Source organism: Pseudoalteromonas sp. SG43-7 (assembly GCF_014164295.1).
Taxonomy (GTDB): Bacteria; Pseudomonadota; Gammaproteobacteria; order Enterobacterales; family Alteromonadaceae; genus Pseudoalteromonas; species Pseudoalteromonas rhizosphaerae.
This window is the reverse complement of sequence record NZ_JACJEY010000023.1, coordinates 38,396-52,809: the sequence shown is the minus strand read 5'-3', so window position 1 is coordinate 52,809 and position 14,414 is coordinate 38,396. Positions and strand designations below refer to the sequence as shown.

Sequence of the window (14,414 nt, the reverse complement as noted above, 5' to 3'; positions counted from 1 at the left end):
TTATGGCACGCGGCAATAAGATAGAGCGCCTGCCTGATCACTTACGTGAAAACCTACGTGAAATGCTGGCAACCAAACAACACACCTGCCAACAAATAGCCGATGCAATTAACGAAGAGCTAGCGGCGCTATCTGGCGTGCAAACTGATGTTGAAAGCATTGATGACAATACCGTGTGGCGTGAAAAAAAACGTATTGAGAGCATTGCTGACGAAATACGCCGCAGCCAAGCCTATGTTGAGTCGTTATCTAAACAATGTGATTTAACCAGTATTGGTGACACTGGCCGCGTGCTTATGAGTTTGCTGCAAAGTGCGGCGTTTAAAACAACCAGCAGCTTAATGGGCGGCGAAGACCCCATTGATGCTGACACACTTAACGACCTTGTAATGGCCGTTGCACGCTTACAACGCAGTGCAAACCACAACGCCGACTTAGAAAAGCAAATAGCAGAAAAAGCCCGTAAACAGGCGCTAGCTGAAGCACAAGCTCAGGCTGAAAGCGCAGGTAAAGCGGCTGGTTTAAGTTCTGGCAATATTGATTTAATACGCCGTGCAATTGCAGGAGAGCGTTTGTAATGGCTATGAATGAAGAAGAATTAACAGCGATTTTATTACCGTATCAGGCGGAATATGTGTGGGATCAATCGCCGGTTATTCTTTATGAAAAGTCGCGTCGTATTGGTTTAAGTTGGGGCGAGGCGGCGGCCAGTGTGCTTGATGCCGCTGCAAGTAAAGCCGCTGGCGGCATGGATTGCTGGTACATAGGTTATAACAAGGATATGGCCGAAGAGTTTATTCGTGACTGTGCCAACTGGGCTAAAAGCTTTAACGAAGTATGCGGTGATGTAAGTGAAGAGATTTACGCTGATGAAGGTAAAGACATTCTTACCTATGTTATTCGCTTTGCTAGTGGCTTTAGGATTACCGCGCTTAGCTCGCGCCCGTCTAATTTACGGGGTAAGCAAGGGCGAGTAATTATTGATGAGGCAGCGTTCCACGATAACCTAGATGAACTAATAAAAGCGGCATTCGCGTTATTAATTTGGGGCGGTAAGGTACGCATTATTAGCACCCATGACGGTGAAGAAAACCCCTTTAATCTATTAATTAAAGAGTGCCGCGCAGGCACTAAGCCGTATAAGGTTTACCGCACAACGTTTAGAGAAGCATTAAGCCAGGGCTTATATAAACGCATTTGTGCAATGAAAGGCACAGAGTATAGCCAAGCACTAGAAGACGAATGGGCCAATGGTATTTATGACTTTTATGGTGATGGCGCTGCAGAAGAACTTGATGTGATCCCAAGTGCGGGCGGCGGTGTTTACATTAACCGCTTATTGGTTGAGCGCTGCCAGCACCCAGACAGTAAAGTGATCCGCCTAGAAAAACCGGATGACTTTGTAACGAACCCTGAGCGAACTAGCATTATTGGTGACTGGTTAATCGATACCTTAAAACCATTAATAGATGCTATGCCTGGGCAACGCACTGTGTTTGGCCAAGACTTTGGCCGTAGTGGCGATTTAACCGTACTTTGGCCCATGCAGCAGCAAAGTCACATTAAGTACCACACGCCTTTTTTAGTTGAGCTGCGCAATATTCCATTTGATTGCCAAGAGCAAATAGTGTTTTACCTGCTGGATAACCTACCGCTGTTTTTTCATGGCAAGTTTGATAGCCGTGGTAATGGCCAGTCGATTGCTGAAAAAGCCATGCAACGTTATGGCCCAAGCCGTATAGATTGTGTGATGCTGTCGCGCCCTTGGTACAACCAATTCTTTCCTAAATACAAAGCCGCGCTTGAGGGGCAGTTTATTACTGTGCCTGAAAGTGAAGATGTAGTGGCCGACCACCGCCGTGTGATTTTAGAAAAAGGCCAACCCAAAATGGATGATGGCCGCGACAAAGGCAGTGATGGTAAATGGCGACACGGTGATACAGCCGTTGCTGGGGTGTTGGCTAATGCCGCCACATTAGAAGAAGGCGAACCCGCCGCAGGTGCCACGGTTGCAAAAAATAAGCAGTCAATTAAAAACCAGCCATCGCGGTTACAAGGGCGAACAAGACCAGGCGGCTTGTTTAAGCGAATTACCGGTTATTTAAAAAATTAACGCTGACGCGCTCAGCGCGATTTTAAGGCTGTGTTGAGTGCGTTGAATGGCATTGCACGCAAAAACGAATTTAAAGCCGCTTAGGCAAATGTAAAAGATTTACAAAAGGGTTGAAAAGCTATGTTTGGTTCTAAAAAACGCAAGGCAAAGCAAGAGGCAGAATTTGCGGCAAAAATTGCAGCAATTGTGACTGAAACAATTGCCACAAAAAATTCAGTAAATGAAAATACTAGCACGTTTAAAGAAGCCGCTGGGGCGATGGCGGGCAGTATTGACGCAGACGATCACTTGTATTCTAAGTTGTCGGCAGATTCTAACCGCAATTTAAGTGGCCCTACGCGGGTGCGCATGAACAAAATAGCCCCATACCTTTGGCAAAGTAACATGATTGCCAACCGTATTATTGAATTACCGTTGGCTTATTTGCTAGCCGAGGGCGTTAAAATTACCAATGACGATGAAGACTACCAAGCGGTAATAGAGGCGTTTTGGACTCACCCGATTAATAACATGGCCATTAAGCTTGAAAAGAAAGTGAGAGAGCTGGCGATATTTGGTGAGCAGTTTTACCCTGCGTTTGTAAACCCCTTGAGTGGTGAAGTGCAACTGAGTTATTTAGACCCCGCCCACGTTGAAGAAGTGATTTACGACCCGCGTAACCCAGAGCAGCCAGTAGGCGTTAAAACCAAGCGTATGAGCAATGGCCGTCATTATTTTTATAAAGTGATCATCAATGGCAGTGAATCGGTATTTACCAAGCAAACCCAGCGCCTACGTGAAGGTTTTGCTGATGGCGATATTTTTTATTTTGCTATTAATAGCTTTTGCGCCCATGGACGGGGCAACTCCGATTTAACCGCGCAGTGCGACTTTTTAGATTTGTACGACGACTTTATTTTTGGCGAAGGCGATCGTGCTGAGAACTCCCGGGCGTTTGTGTGGGACGTAACCCTTACAGGCGCAGATAAAAACAAAGTGACTGAGCGCGCCTCAGAAATCGAAAGTAACCCACCGCGCCCAGGCTCTGTAAATGTGCATAACGATTCAGAAGTGTGGAAGGCAGAAAGCCCCTCGCTTGGCACAGGTGATACCGAAGCTCTGGCAAAGTTATTTAGAAACCACATGCTAGGTGGTGCCACCATGCCCCCGAGTTGGTTTGCTGATGGTGGAGACGTTAACCGTGCGAATGGTGAAGCCATGGCCGAGCCAACCTTTAAAATACTTGCTATGCGCCAGCGCTATATTATCTACATGCTGCATGAAATAGCGACCTTTGTAATTCGCCAGTATTACAAAGCTACACTAGGCCAAGAGCCTGACCGCACGATTGAAGCCGATGTGTTTAAGTCAAAAGTGGTGATGCCAGAAATGACCGCTAAAGACATTAGCCGTTATGCCGCTGCGCTACAGCAAGTGGTGGTGGCTGTAAATCTTGCGATTACACAGGGCATTATTACTGAAGAAACAGGCTTAAGTGTGATTGCCTCAATTGCTGATCGTCTTGGTGTTGAGATAGACCCAGCCAAAGAGCTTGAGAACGTAAAAACTGAAATAGCGCAAAAAGCAAAAGACCAGGCAAAGGCCGATACCTTTAATGCCTTTGATGGCGCTGACGATGAAAACGCTGATGAAGCCGCTAATGAAACAAACAACGATACAGAGTTAACTGATGACGCCGAGTGAGCGCACAGCAGCGTTTAATAAAGCCCGTACCACTCAGCTCAAGGAGTTGCTTAAAAACAAGCAAGGGCTGTGGGATTCGTTATTGCGCTTATTAGAGCTGGCTGAAGAAAACACCCAAACCATATTGCAAGGACAACCAACCGATTGGCAGCAGTGGCATTACGGTAAATTGCAGGGGCAAATTAACCAGGTGATGCTGGAACTGGGTGAGCGCAGCGCGGCGCAAATTACGGCGTTTTCAAAAACCACATGGGTGGCGGGCATTAACTTAATTGATGTGCCACTTAAAGCCGGTGGTGTAACAGTTAATGCGATGACGCAACTTTTACAGCACCGCCAGCTTGTGGCCATTGACAGCTTTATGGTTGATCGGATTAAAAACGTACTCAGTGGTAAGGCCGATTTTATACGCTCGCAGCTGGGGCTGGTGATGATGGGCGCGCAAGATGCCAACACCGCTAAAAAAGCCATAGCGGAGAGCTTAGGTGATAAAAAGATGTGGCGGGCTAAAACCATTGTCAACACCGAGCTTAGCCGTTTATACAATGTTGCAGGGCAAATGCGTATGACCGAAATTGGCGATGCAGTACCAGGCATGGAAAAAGAATGGCGTATGGGTAAACGTAAAGAACACCGCGCTAATCACTTGGCTGTACGCAATACCCGTGTTGCTGCAAGCAAACCATTTACGGTAGGCGGTATTGAAATGATGCACCCACACGACCCCAAAGCACCTGCTAAAGAAACCGTGAATTGTAGCTGCTTTACAGTGCCGGCAATGGCGCATTGGAAAGTTGATCCGAAACTGACTGTTAAAACTTAGGAGAGAAAGATGGCTTTATTATTTTTGTATGCGTATTTTTTTGTAGGGTTTGGCTTTGCGTTAGCGTCGTGGTTAGAAGCGGCCTCTACCAATGCTAAAAGTAAAAAAAGTGTACCGGCCTTTTTTAAGGTGGGCACACTTTTTATTTTATGGTGGCCATTTATTGCAGTGTATTGTTACCGTGCTCATGTGAAGCGAACTGTGCCACCTATCGATTGGGATGAACTGAGTAAGTAAAAAACAAGTGTAATTATGGTGGCAAGCTGGGTATTATTTTAAAGGGACTTTTACTATTTTAAAATTAAGCCATCATAAGGACACGTTTAAATGGAAAGATTAAATAACGTTTGGCAGCAAGCTTTAGATAATAAAGATTCGGCCACTGCATTACTTGCGCTAATTAATGAACACAATGATTTGCTGTATTTATGGAAAGAACCAAGCTATGAAGATGAACCGATTAACTACCATGTAAAAATAATTGAAAAGCTCGATAACCCATACAGAAATGAGAACGATGAGTTGTTTGATGATTACCAACCAATTTTGATACCCGATACAAATAATGACCTTGCTTTATTAATAAAACAAAGCGGTGTTACGCCCATGAACTGGGGTAATGAACTCGCCTAATTTTCCTAAAACCCTTTAATTTAGCCCCTCCCCACATTCCCTTACATTAAAAACTCATTAGCCAAACTAACAACCATTGAGGGCGACATAATGAGTTTTTTTACCACCTTACTGCTGAAATTGCCTGCTGTATTAGACATTGCAGCCAGAGCACTCGACATTATTGAAGATGTGCAAGAGCTGGGCGACGACAACAAACCTAAAACCGATGACCGAGGTCAGCCGGTTATTAAACAACAAACCCGTAAAGTACAACCTGAAGAAGTGTTTGATTTTAAAGTTGAGCGCGAAACAGGCGTAGTTAGAGCTTTAACCAATGCAGGCCAACGCGTGCAAGGTGTATTAGCGGCTGCTGATATTGCCCAAGCGATTTTAGTGAGCGATGGCGAATACGCCGCAGACGCAAGTGCGGGTGAACTTGCTGAAAAAGAGGCTAAGGAAAAAGCAGATAAAGAAGCCGCTGATAAGGCTACTAAGGAAAAAGCAACAGCTACTAAAGCTGCGGCTAAGTAAGGGGCTAAATTATGTTGACCTTATTACCTGCTGGCATTGGCTTTTTAGGCAACCGCGCGTTTGTTGAGGCTAAAACATCTGATTACCGTGATGTGATGGACTTAGTGCGCCGTGAGCTTATAAAAGTGATCGTCCCTAATAATTCGCACCGTGATAGTTGGGTAGATATTACCGCTTTTTACCCTGAACAAGTGGTGGTTAATAAAGATGGCCGTTACTGGGCATACGCTTACACAGTGAACGAAGCGAACCAGGTTACGTTTGATGCACCAGTTGAAGTGGTTAAAGAGTTTAAACCCGCAGGTGTTGTAAAGCTGACCGAAGCCTGGTTTGACGAAAGCCGTTTTATTGAAGCCAGTAATATTAAGCCAAGTAAGTTTTTAGTGACGCTTATTGAAGTTGGCAAAAGCTTAAATGGTGTGAACTACCCAGCCCACGTTCTGCGTGAAGCGGCCCCTTTGTTTAACGGTGCCAAGTGTATGGTGAAATCAGATGATGACCATATAAAAGGCGGCGCTCAACACTTTAACAACCTGATTGGCCAGTTTGCTAATGCTCAGTTTGTTGAAGGGATTGGCGCAGGTAAGCAAGGTGCTCTGCAAGCTGATTTAACCGTGCTAGAAAGCTCAGGTTATGCAACTAAGCTACGTGAAGCCGTTGATAACAACATGCAAGAGCTGTTTGGCTTAAGCATTGATGTAGACGGTAAAGCCACTGGCAAAGGCGCTAACCGCACGGCTAAGCAATTCCTCAAAGTTAATTCCGTCGATTTGATCATGGTACCTGGTGCAGGTGGTCGGATCGTGTCATTTAAAGAAGCTCATAATCAAGGCAATGTCATGAATGAACAATTGTTGCGCCTAATCGAAGCGCTTAAAAAATCGAACCCCGCGTTAGCTGCATCTGTGACAGCTGACGATGATGAAACCGCTATTGTGCAATTAACCGAAGCGCTGGCAAAACACGGTGCGCCAGAGCCTAGTAACGGTGAAGGCTTAACGCTTGCTGATGTGAATAAAGTGATTGTTGCAAGCCAACGTTTAGTTGAAGCAAAGCAAAGCGCGGTGGCGTTGATTAACCAATCGACTTTGCCAGACGCCGCCAAAACACGCTTAGTAGAAAGCGTGCAAAGCAAAGACGACGTAACCACTGAAATGGTGAAGGGCTTAATTGATGCTGAAACCACGTATTTAAAACAGTTTACTGAGTCGGGCAAGGTGAATATGCCAGGCGGTGCGCAGTATTCAGATAACCCAAGCGGCATTGAAATGCTGAATGCGTTATTTGACCCAGCTAATAAAGACGTTGTGAGCTTAAAAGAAGCTTACATTGACCTTACCGGTGATAAGCACTGTACAGGGCGTTTAAGTGATTGTAGCCGCACCCGAATGGTTGAAGCGCTTGATAGCGATAGCTTACCTAATGTGTTGGCTGATGTAATTAACCGCCGTGTAGTTGAGGTATATACCAGCCTTGAGAAGTACCAGCTGTGGCGCAAGATTTTCCGCGTGAGTAATGCAACTGACTTTAAAGATCAGAATGTCACTGAATGGGGTGGCTATGGTGACTTACAAGCGGTGCTTGAAAGTGGCGCTTACCAAGAGCTGGCAAAACCGACTGACACGAATGCGAAGTACAAGGTGAGCAAAAAAGGTGGCCTTGCCACTATTACCATGGAAATGATTAAAAATGATGATCGCAACATCATTACGCAAATACCTAACAAGCTGGCCCGTGCTGCTGCACGAACGCTCAGTAAGTTTGCATGGGACTTTTACATTAACAACCGCAATGCACCGGATGCTAAAGCGCTGTTTCATGCGGACCACAACAACCTGTTTAGTGCTGCGCTAACGCAAGATGAGTTAATGGCTCACTGGCGCGCAATTATGAACCAGCAAGAGCTTGATACCGGTGAGCTGCTTGAAATTGAACCGGCATTTTTACTGTGCTCACTGGGCAATGTTGATGACGCGTTTAACTTGTTCCAACGCAATGACAACAACGACAAGGCGTTTGCTCAGCAACTTAACCTTGAAGTGTTACGTGTGCCTGGTGCGACTGATCCGAATGATTGGGGCTTAATGACCGACCCAGGCGAGCTGGCTAACTTTGAAATGGGCTTTTTAGATGGCATGGAAAACCCTGAAATCTTTACGCAAGACATGCAGAACGTGGGCTCGGTGTTTACGAACGACCAAACCACAATGAAGATCCGCCATATCTATGGTGGCCAATGTACTGACTACCGTGGTGCGACTAAAGCGATAGTTATTTAATTTCCTTGGTGAACTGGTGATGGGATGACACGTTGCGCACGGATGCGCTTTATAAGGGTTTTTATTATGTATGCAACACGATTGCCAAGTTATGTACAAGACGAGCAAGGCATTTTAAGCGCTGAAGAAATCAATAACGCGTATGCCGATATGCTTGCTAAGTACCAAAAAGACACGGGCAATTTAGATATTGCAATTGAACATGTTGATGCCTGCTTAAAGCTGGCCGCAGCAAGTTGTATTGATATGTTAGCGACCTATTTTGCTAACAATGATAACAGCACAATTTCCAGCGATAGCGTTGACCACGGCAGCAAAGCCGACAGTTACCGACGCATCGCAAACGGCTACCGCAGCCAGTACAACGCGGTAGTGATCAATGACAATAAAAGCTCTGCGTATGGTAAGCCGGTTGCGTTACCTAAACGCCAACGGTTGCGCTGATGACGGTACGAATTACAGCAAAGGGCTTTGATGCCTTAACTGAGCTTTGGCAACACTCCCCCGCGATTGTGCAAAATGAGTTGTCGAGCGCGATGAATGAAGCCGTGGCTTATGCACAGTACCAAATTGTAAGCCGTACACCCACCGGTGCCGGTGAAGGTGGACACTTAGCGGCCAGTATAAACAGTGAGGTGATAATTAACCCGAGTGTGCAAATTGGTTATGTGGGTACCAGTAAACTTTACGCTGAAGCGGTAGAGCTTGGCACTAAGCCACACATGCCACCCATTGAGCCGTTAGTGAACTGGGTAGAGGCAGTGCTGAACCTTGAAGGCTTAGAAGCTGAAAAGGTAGCCACGTTAATAGCACTCAAAATTAAGTCACGCGGTACTGAGGGGCAATTTATGTTTAAAGAAGGCTTAGAGGCCAGTGAACCTTATATTCAAGAGCGTTTTAACCAAGCAATGAAAACGCTGCTGAATACATTGGGAGGCGGTAATGCTTGATCAACTTAGAGCGGCCATTGTAGCGGTATTAAACGGAGCCAACATTGGCACGTTTTACCCTAAAGAGCGTTTTAGTAAAAACATGAACACGCTGAAAGAGATGTATGGCCAAGGTGAGGGCATTGCCGGCGGTTATATACGGTTAAAGCGCCGTAAGCGCCAAAACCCGTACGCTACCCGAACCACTAAAACCTATACGTTTGATGTGGTGTTTTTACAAAGCTTTGTTGATGAAGACAGCAGCCAAGTTGCCTTTGAAGATGCCATTGACGCATTAGATGACGCTTTTGCGGTTGATCCGCTGTTGAGTGATTTGGTTGACGATTTAGACGATGGCGACGACACCGGCCTTATTTTAGATGACCAAACACCGGTGATGTTTTGTGGCGTGTTATGCCACCAGGCACGAATGCATTTAACCGTGAACGTGAGTAGTTAGGAGAACATGATGAGTAAAACACCCAGCCACGGCGGCAGCTATACCAAAGATGCAAAAGGTGAGTTAACCCTAGTTGCGCGTACACAGCTGGTTGCCACGGTTAAAAAACCAGTTACTAAACCCGTAAAAGCAAAGGGGAAAGACAATGATTAAGTGGAGCCAAACCAGCCTTTTAGCCGCAATAGAAGCGACCTATGGCACGTTGCCAGCGGTGCTAAATGCGATGCTAACTAAAGATATTGAAGTACGCCCATTAGAAGGCGAAGAGGTTGAACGCGGTTTAAATACGCCGTATTTGGGCGCTGAAGAAACCATGTTTACCAACGAGTATGCGGGGATCAGTTTTAAGGTTGAGCTTGTTGGCTCGGGCACGTTGGGCTTAGCGCCAGCGTGGGGGCCACTAATGCGCGCCTGTGGTATGGCTGAGGTGATTGTAGCTGATACCAGTGTTGAATATACGCCTGTGTCTGACTCAGTTGAATCGGTGGCGATGCACTTTCAGCTTGGCCGTAACAAGCACACGCTGTTAGGTGCCCAAGGCAGCTATACCATTGAGCTTGAAAAAGGCATTCCTTATTTGTCGTTCGATTTTAAAGGGCTTTACGTGCCACCCAGTGATAACGCATTGCCGGCTGCTGACTTTAGCGCATGGCCTAAACCAATCCCGCTGGGTGCTGGGCGTACTACTGACTTTTTACTGCATGGCTTTGAGGTTGTGCCGTCAAAACTGAGTATTGATAGCGGTAACGAAGTGGAGTTTGACCCAACGCTTACCACGGCAAAAATTGAATTTTTAGACCGTGCAATGTCTGGCTCGGTCAATATTGCTGCGCCTAATGTGGCTGATATCGACTTTTTTAGCCGTGCTCTTAACTCGCAAACAGGCAACTTACAAATTAAGCACGGCCCTGCAGGTGGCCACCGCGTAACGATTAGCTGCCCTAAAGTGCAAGTAAAACAACCTAAGTATGTTGAGCGCACTAAAAAAGCAGAGATTGAGATGGCACTGGCTATTTTACCAAGCGCCGGCAATGACGAATTTAGCTTGCTACTCGATTAACTTTTTTAAACCAATTTAAACACCAGGAGAAAACAATGGCTTTTTCAATCGTGACTATGCAGAACCTAGAAGTTAAGCAGCCGGTTAAATTTACTTTTGACGGTGATACTCATGAGTTTACAGGCAAGTTTAAGCTGCTTGATGATGACAGTAATGAGCAGATGGCCAATGGCGGCGACCATGATTTTATTAAAAAGATTTTGGTGGGCTGGGGTGATGACTTTGTAGGCGAAGACGATAAGCCATTGCCATTTAATGCAGAGAACTTGGCTGCGTGTTTAAAAATAAGTTGGTGGCGCACCGCTGTGATTGACGCTTATTTTGTAGCGGTTGCCACGGCCGGAAGAAAAAACTACTAGAGGCTGCACGCTATTGGGTAGCCGATGAACACCCAGACACAACCCATTTAATAGATGTATTAACTCAGCAAAACGCACCAAAGCATGTAATTGACCAAGTTAAAGCGCTCGACCCAGACAAAGAATTTAATGTGTTTAGGTGCAATGCGCTGGCCCTTACTGCGTTTTTAACGGTGTCAACACAATGGCAAGGAGACGGAAACGGCATTAGTTACAGCAATGCCGCCGTGGCATGGAAGCTGGCTGGGTTAGAGATTACGCCTGATACGTTTGCAAAGTTTCAGGTATTAGAAGTTGAAGCAATCAACGCAGCACGAGAGCAACATGAGCCGATATAATTTGAGTTTAAAAGTACTGTACGATGGCCGAGCAATTAGCCAAGGTACGCGTACTAATGCAAACGATATACGCTCGTTACAGCAACAAGCGCAGCAGCAAGTTGCGCAAAATCGTGCGTTAGCCACCAGTAATAACAGCGTAGCGCAAAGCTATAGCGGTTTAGCTACGGCCGTTGGTGGCTTTATGGCGCTTAATTTTGCCAAGCAACAAGTGCAAAATATTGGCCAAATTCAATTACTCAATGCCCGTTTACAAGGGCTTACCTCATCAAGCCAAGAATACGCCCAAGTGCAACGTTACTTGATAGAAACAAGTAATAAGCACAGCCAAGTGTACTCAGCCATGGCCGATAGTTACACCAAATTACTCGCACTTAGACGTTCAGGCATTGTGACTGATACTGAAAGCAAGCAATTGCTTGAGGGTATGAGTAATGTATCTAGTCAGTTAGGTGCAACAACAGCACAATTATCACAAAGTTTATTTGGTATGGCGCAGGGTTTTACAGCTGGCACGTTACGCGCTGAAGAACTTAACCAAGTAACAGAGCCTTTACCTGGGTTATTGCAGAGCCTAGATAAAGCAGCTGGATTAGTGTCTGGTGGTTTTAGGCAAATGGTTGTCGACGGGAAGATTAGCAGCCAATTCTTTAAAGAAACCTTGATCAAGGCATTCACAGATTATGAAGGAGCTGCTGAGCGTATTGCTACAACAATACCTGCGGCACTTAACCGCACAGAAACCGCCTATGAGCAGCTAATTAACCGTGTTGAACAGCCAGTAAGTATCGCGCTTGTGCCGGCGATTGATGCTGTGGCAAGTGTGTTAAATGAACTGACAACCAATCAAGAATTGGTTGAGGATATTACCACTGCCGCCACAGCTCTTGCCATTGTATTGGGTGGGCGTTTAGCAACGAGCCTTACTGTTAGCGCTGCTGGGTTTGCGAAAAGCACAATTGCAAAAGCACGGCTAGCCCAAGAAACTGTTAAGTTGACTGCAGCAGAGCTTGCAGCGGCACAGGCGAACTTACGCAGTGTACAAACAACCGTTAATTTAACGGGCGCGAGTAACATTTTAGCCCCCGCGAAAGCGCGGTTAACTGCGGCTACTGTTGCTCATACTGCGGCTGTTCGTGGTTCTAATGTTGCAATGCGAGCACTCGGTGGCACCATGAGTTTACTAGGCGGGCCTGCTGGTTTGATCATGTTGGCAGCGTGGGGGATTTATGAATTTGCGAGCAGCTCTGATGATGCCACTGAATCAGTTAACAAGCTAAAAGAAGCCAGTAAGGATTTAAACCCGTATGCAAATTTAACGGGCAAACAAGCACAGGGCTTGTTGTTGTTGGCGCAAGGACGTTTACAGGGAGCGATTCAATTAGCTGATGAAGCCCGCCAGCGTTTTAATAATCCGTTTTTAAAAGGCAAGTTTGACGATGTGCAAGCAGCAGAACAACGTGTTACTGATTTAAAAAATGAAATTGTTGCGCTGCAATCTGTAGTGGGTAAGCCAGCAGGCAAAGCGCCTGAAAAAGGTCAAGACCCAAAAGAATTAGCTAACTTTCAAAAAGCGAATGTTAATTATCAGCAGCGCTTGGCATTGCTGGGTAAAAATACCGAGCTTGAAAAAGTTAACTATGAAATTGCCAGCGGTAAATACGCCAAGTTGTTACCTGCTCAGCAAAAGGAGTTGCAGAACCTTGCTGCGTTAATCGACCAAAAAAACAAACAAGCTGATACAGAAAAAGACTTTAGCCAGCTTGAAACTGATTTACTGACTGAAGAAGACCGTATTCGCCAGTCGTACACGCGCCGCGTTGATATTGCACGCACCGCACTTGATGAGCAAGGTAAAGACAGCACCCGTTATGCTGAAATTGAGCTGCAACTACGCACGCAACGTGATGCCGCACTTGATAAGTTAGAGGCTGATAAAGCTGCACGCGATGCACAGCGCAAAAATGAATTACGCCAACTTGAAGACCAAACCCGCCGCGACCGCTACGAAACTGAAATAGCTGAATTACAGGGCTTTCATAGTCGTTTGGAAGCCGAAGAAGCCGCACACGAAGACCGTAAACGCCAAGTGCAACTTAGATACGCTGGCAACTATGGCCAAGTAGTACAGCAATTTGTTGATTTAGACCGTGCCAGCTGCAAAGACCGTGTTGCGATTGGTTTAGATATTGGCTCAAACCTTGCTGAGCAAGCCGGAAAACACAGTAAAAAAGCCTTTAAAGTTCAACAAACATTGAACATTGCTAAAGCATTAATGAGTACCTATACCGCTGCAGCGGCAGCGCTTGAATTGGGCCCTATTGCTGGGCCAATTGCTGCAGGTGTTATTACTGGTATGGGGCTTTTACAGGTTAAATCTATAGCTTCACAAAAACCGCCAGGTTACCAATACGGTGGTTATACCAATGGCAATAAGCTCATTGAAATTGGTGAGCGCAATACGCCTGAGCTGCTTGAGCTAGGCGGTAAAAACTATATTGCGGGCGGTAATGGTGGCCGTGTGTTTAACCCAAGCCAATTACCCACTGCTAAACAAGCACCAGGCACAGGCGGCAATACGGTTGTAAATGTAACTGTGCAACTAATAGAAGATGCCAGCCGCAGTGGCCAAGTAGAGCAAGAACGCACCAACGACAGCGAATTTGTTATTAAAGCCTTTGTGGCCGATATCCGCCAAGGCGGCGATGCTGCAGGTGTACTCACATCAACATTTGGCTTACAGCGAACAGGAACTTAATGATGGTTAATTACCCGTTGTCGCTGCCTTTACCGCGCTTAAAAGAAGTGTCTTACAAGCGACAGTCAAACATATTACGAACAGAAATGAGCAGCGGCCGTGCCCGCCAGCGCCGCAGGTTTTTAAGCGTACCGACATTTATGGAAGCCACATGGCGCTTGAGAAAAGACGAAGCCGTAGCATTTGAAGGCTTTGTTGACCACGGCGTACAGCTTACAGGCTGGTTTTTGATGGATATTTTAACGCCCCACGGTGTAGTTAAGCACCAGGTGCGATTTGTTAAAGACCCACTAGAGAATTTTAAGCCAATCAGCGCACTGGTATGGCAATACCAAGCACAGGTTGAGGTTAAAGAATATAAAGCAGCGAGTGAGGAAGAGATGGTTGCCCAGCTAGTGGCACCGCTCACTTACGAGCAGTACTGTGACTCAATTCAAGAGTCGATTAATAATTATTTGGAGTAGAA

17 protein-coding genes are annotated in these 14,414 nt (G+C 46.0%); all 17 read left to right on the top strand.

Annotated elements, in window-relative coordinates; translation table 11 throughout:
• Positions 1-2: 2 nt before the first annotated feature.
• The 17 genes from H5200_RS12105 to H5200_RS12025 all read left to right on the top strand — a co-directional run bounded on the left by H5200_RS12105 (position 3) and on the right by H5200_RS12025 (position 14,412).
• Positions 3-578, top strand: a complete 576-nt coding sequence (locus H5200_RS12105; RefSeq protein ID WP_182761572.1) for a phage protein Gp27 family protein — start codon at positions 3-5, stop codon at positions 576-578.
• Positions 578-2,113 (top strand): hypothetical protein, encoded by a 1,536-nt coding sequence (locus H5200_RS12100; RefSeq protein WP_182761571.1) that lies wholly within the window; start codon positions 578-580, stop codon positions 2,111-2,113. The genes H5200_RS12105 and H5200_RS12100 overlap by 1 nt, the downstream gene beginning before the upstream one ends.
• Positions 2,114-2,233: 120 nt before the next feature.
• Positions 2,234-3,796, top strand: coding sequence for a hypothetical protein (locus H5200_RS12095; protein ID WP_182761570.1), 1,563 nt, complete (start codon positions 2,234-2,236; stop codon positions 3,794-3,796).
• The gene (locus H5200_RS12090; protein WP_182761569.1) at positions 3,783-4,619 is read left to right on the top strand and encodes a hypothetical protein; all 837 of its coding nucleotides are present in this window, start codon (positions 3,783-3,785) and stop codon (positions 4,617-4,619) included. Before H5200_RS12095 ends, H5200_RS12090 begins: the two co-directional genes overlap by 14 nt.
• Before the next feature lie 9 nt (positions 4,620-4,628).
• Positions 4,629-4,856 (top strand): hypothetical protein, encoded by a 228-nt coding sequence (locus H5200_RS12085; RefSeq protein ID WP_182761568.1) that lies wholly within the window; start codon positions 4,629-4,631, stop codon positions 4,854-4,856.
• A gap of 90 nt (positions 4,857-4,946) precedes the next feature.
• Positions 4,947-5,252: a hypothetical protein gene (locus H5200_RS12080; protein ID WP_182761567.1), complete on the top strand. Its 306-nt coding sequence runs from the start codon at positions 4,947-4,949 to the stop codon at positions 5,250-5,252.
• A gap of 90 nt (positions 5,253-5,342) precedes the next feature.
• Positions 5,343-5,765: a hypothetical protein gene (locus H5200_RS12075; protein WP_182761566.1), complete on the top strand. Its 423-nt coding sequence runs from the start codon at positions 5,343-5,345 to the stop codon at positions 5,763-5,765.
• Between the two features lie 11 nt (positions 5,766-5,776).
• Positions 5,777-8,044 (top strand): hypothetical protein, encoded by a 2,268-nt coding sequence (locus H5200_RS12070; RefSeq protein ID WP_182761565.1) that lies wholly within the window; start codon positions 5,777-5,779, stop codon positions 8,042-8,044.
• 66 nt (positions 8,045-8,110) lie between these two features.
• Positions 8,111-8,488 (top strand): hypothetical protein, encoded by a 378-nt coding sequence (locus H5200_RS12065; protein WP_145236453.1) that lies wholly within the window; start codon positions 8,111-8,113, stop codon positions 8,486-8,488.
• On the top strand, positions 8,488-8,994 hold the full coding sequence (locus H5200_RS12060; protein ID WP_182761564.1) for a hypothetical protein: 507 nt from the start codon (positions 8,488-8,490) through the stop codon (positions 8,992-8,994). The genes H5200_RS12065 and H5200_RS12060 overlap by 1 nt, the downstream gene beginning before the upstream one ends.
• On the top strand, positions 8,987-9,433 hold the full coding sequence (locus tag H5200_RS12055; protein ID WP_182761563.1) for a hypothetical protein: 447 nt from the start codon (positions 8,987-8,989) through the stop codon (positions 9,431-9,433). Before H5200_RS12060 ends, H5200_RS12055 begins: the two co-directional genes overlap by 8 nt.
• 6 nt (positions 9,434-9,439) lie before the next feature.
• The gene (locus tag H5200_RS12050) at positions 9,440-9,586 is read left to right on the top strand and encodes a hypothetical protein (RefSeq protein WP_182761562.1); all 147 of its coding nucleotides are present in this window, start codon (positions 9,440-9,442) and stop codon (positions 9,584-9,586) included.
• Entirely contained in the window at positions 9,579-10,493 is a 915-nt protein-coding gene (locus H5200_RS12045; protein WP_182761561.1) for a phage tail tube protein, read from the top strand. The genes H5200_RS12050 and H5200_RS12045 overlap by 8 nt, the downstream gene beginning before the upstream one ends.
• A 35-nt stretch (positions 10,494-10,528) precedes the next feature.
• The gene (locus H5200_RS12040) at positions 10,529-10,852 is read left to right on the top strand and encodes a hypothetical protein (protein ID WP_145236468.1); all 324 of its coding nucleotides are present in this window, start codon (positions 10,529-10,531) and stop codon (positions 10,850-10,852) included.
• Positions 10,853-10,983: 131 nt separating this feature from the next.
• The gene (locus tag H5200_RS12035; RefSeq protein ID WP_145236472.1) at positions 10,984-11,190 is read left to right on the top strand and encodes a hypothetical protein; all 207 of its coding nucleotides are present in this window, start codon (positions 10,984-10,986) and stop codon (positions 11,188-11,190) included.
• Positions 11,177-13,948 carry a tape measure protein gene (locus H5200_RS12030; protein WP_182761560.1) on the top strand — a complete coding sequence of 924 codons (2,772 nt, stop codon included), beginning with the start codon at positions 11,177-11,179 and terminating at the stop codon, positions 13,946-13,948. Before H5200_RS12035 ends, H5200_RS12030 begins: the two co-directional genes overlap by 14 nt.
• Positions 13,948-14,412, top strand: a complete 465-nt coding sequence (locus H5200_RS12025) for a hypothetical protein (RefSeq protein ID WP_182761559.1) — start codon at positions 13,948-13,950, stop codon at positions 14,410-14,412. The genes H5200_RS12030 and H5200_RS12025 overlap by 1 nt, the downstream gene beginning before the upstream one ends.
• Positions 14,413-14,414: the final 2 nt, after the last annotated feature.

Bases quoted from the DNA above. Each gene is read 5' to 3' on its own strand.
- H5200_RS12105 (WP_182761572.1), top strand. From the start codon at position 3: ATGGCACGCGGCAATAAGATAGAGCGCCTGCCTGATCACTTACGTGAA.
- H5200_RS12100 (WP_182761571.1), top strand. From the start codon at position 578: ATGGCTATGAATGAAGAAGAATTAACAGCGATTTTATTACCGTATCAG.
- H5200_RS12095 (WP_182761570.1), top strand. From the start codon at position 2,234: ATGTTTGGTTCTAAAAAACGCAAGGCAAAGCAAGAGGCAGAATTTGCG.
- H5200_RS12090 (WP_182761569.1), top strand. From the start codon at position 3,783: ATGACGCCGAGTGAGCGCACAGCAGCGTTTAATAAAGCCCGTACCACT.
- H5200_RS12085 (WP_182761568.1), top strand. From the start codon at position 4,629: ATGGCTTTATTATTTTTGTATGCGTATTTTTTTGTAGGGTTTGGCTTT.
- H5200_RS12080 (WP_182761567.1), top strand. From the start codon at position 4,947: ATGGAAAGATTAAATAACGTTTGGCAGCAAGCTTTAGATAATAAAGAT.
- H5200_RS12075 (WP_182761566.1), top strand. From the start codon at position 5,343: ATGAGTTTTTTTACCACCTTACTGCTGAAATTGCCTGCTGTATTAGAC.
- H5200_RS12070 (WP_182761565.1), top strand. From the start codon at position 5,777: ATGTTGACCTTATTACCTGCTGGCATTGGCTTTTTAGGCAACCGCGCG.
- H5200_RS12065 (WP_145236453.1), top strand. From the start codon at position 8,111: ATGTATGCAACACGATTGCCAAGTTATGTACAAGACGAGCAAGGCATT.
- H5200_RS12060 (WP_182761564.1), top strand. From the start codon at position 8,488: ATGACGGTACGAATTACAGCAAAGGGCTTTGATGCCTTAACTGAGCTT.
- H5200_RS12055 (WP_182761563.1), top strand. From the start codon at position 8,987: ATGCTTGATCAACTTAGAGCGGCCATTGTAGCGGTATTAAACGGAGCC.
- H5200_RS12050 (WP_182761562.1), top strand. From the start codon at position 9,440: ATGATGAGTAAAACACCCAGCCACGGCGGCAGCTATACCAAAGATGCA.
- H5200_RS12045 (WP_182761561.1), top strand. From the start codon at position 9,579: ATGATTAAGTGGAGCCAAACCAGCCTTTTAGCCGCAATAGAAGCGACC.
- H5200_RS12040 (WP_145236468.1), top strand. From the start codon at position 10,529: ATGGCTTTTTCAATCGTGACTATGCAGAACCTAGAAGTTAAGCAGCCG.
- H5200_RS12030 (WP_182761560.1), top strand. From the start codon at position 11,177: ATGAGCCGATATAATTTGAGTTTAAAAGTACTGTACGATGGCCGAGCA.
- H5200_RS12025 (WP_182761559.1), top strand. From the start codon at position 13,948: ATGATGGTTAATTACCCGTTGTCGCTGCCTTTACCGCGCTTAAAAGAA.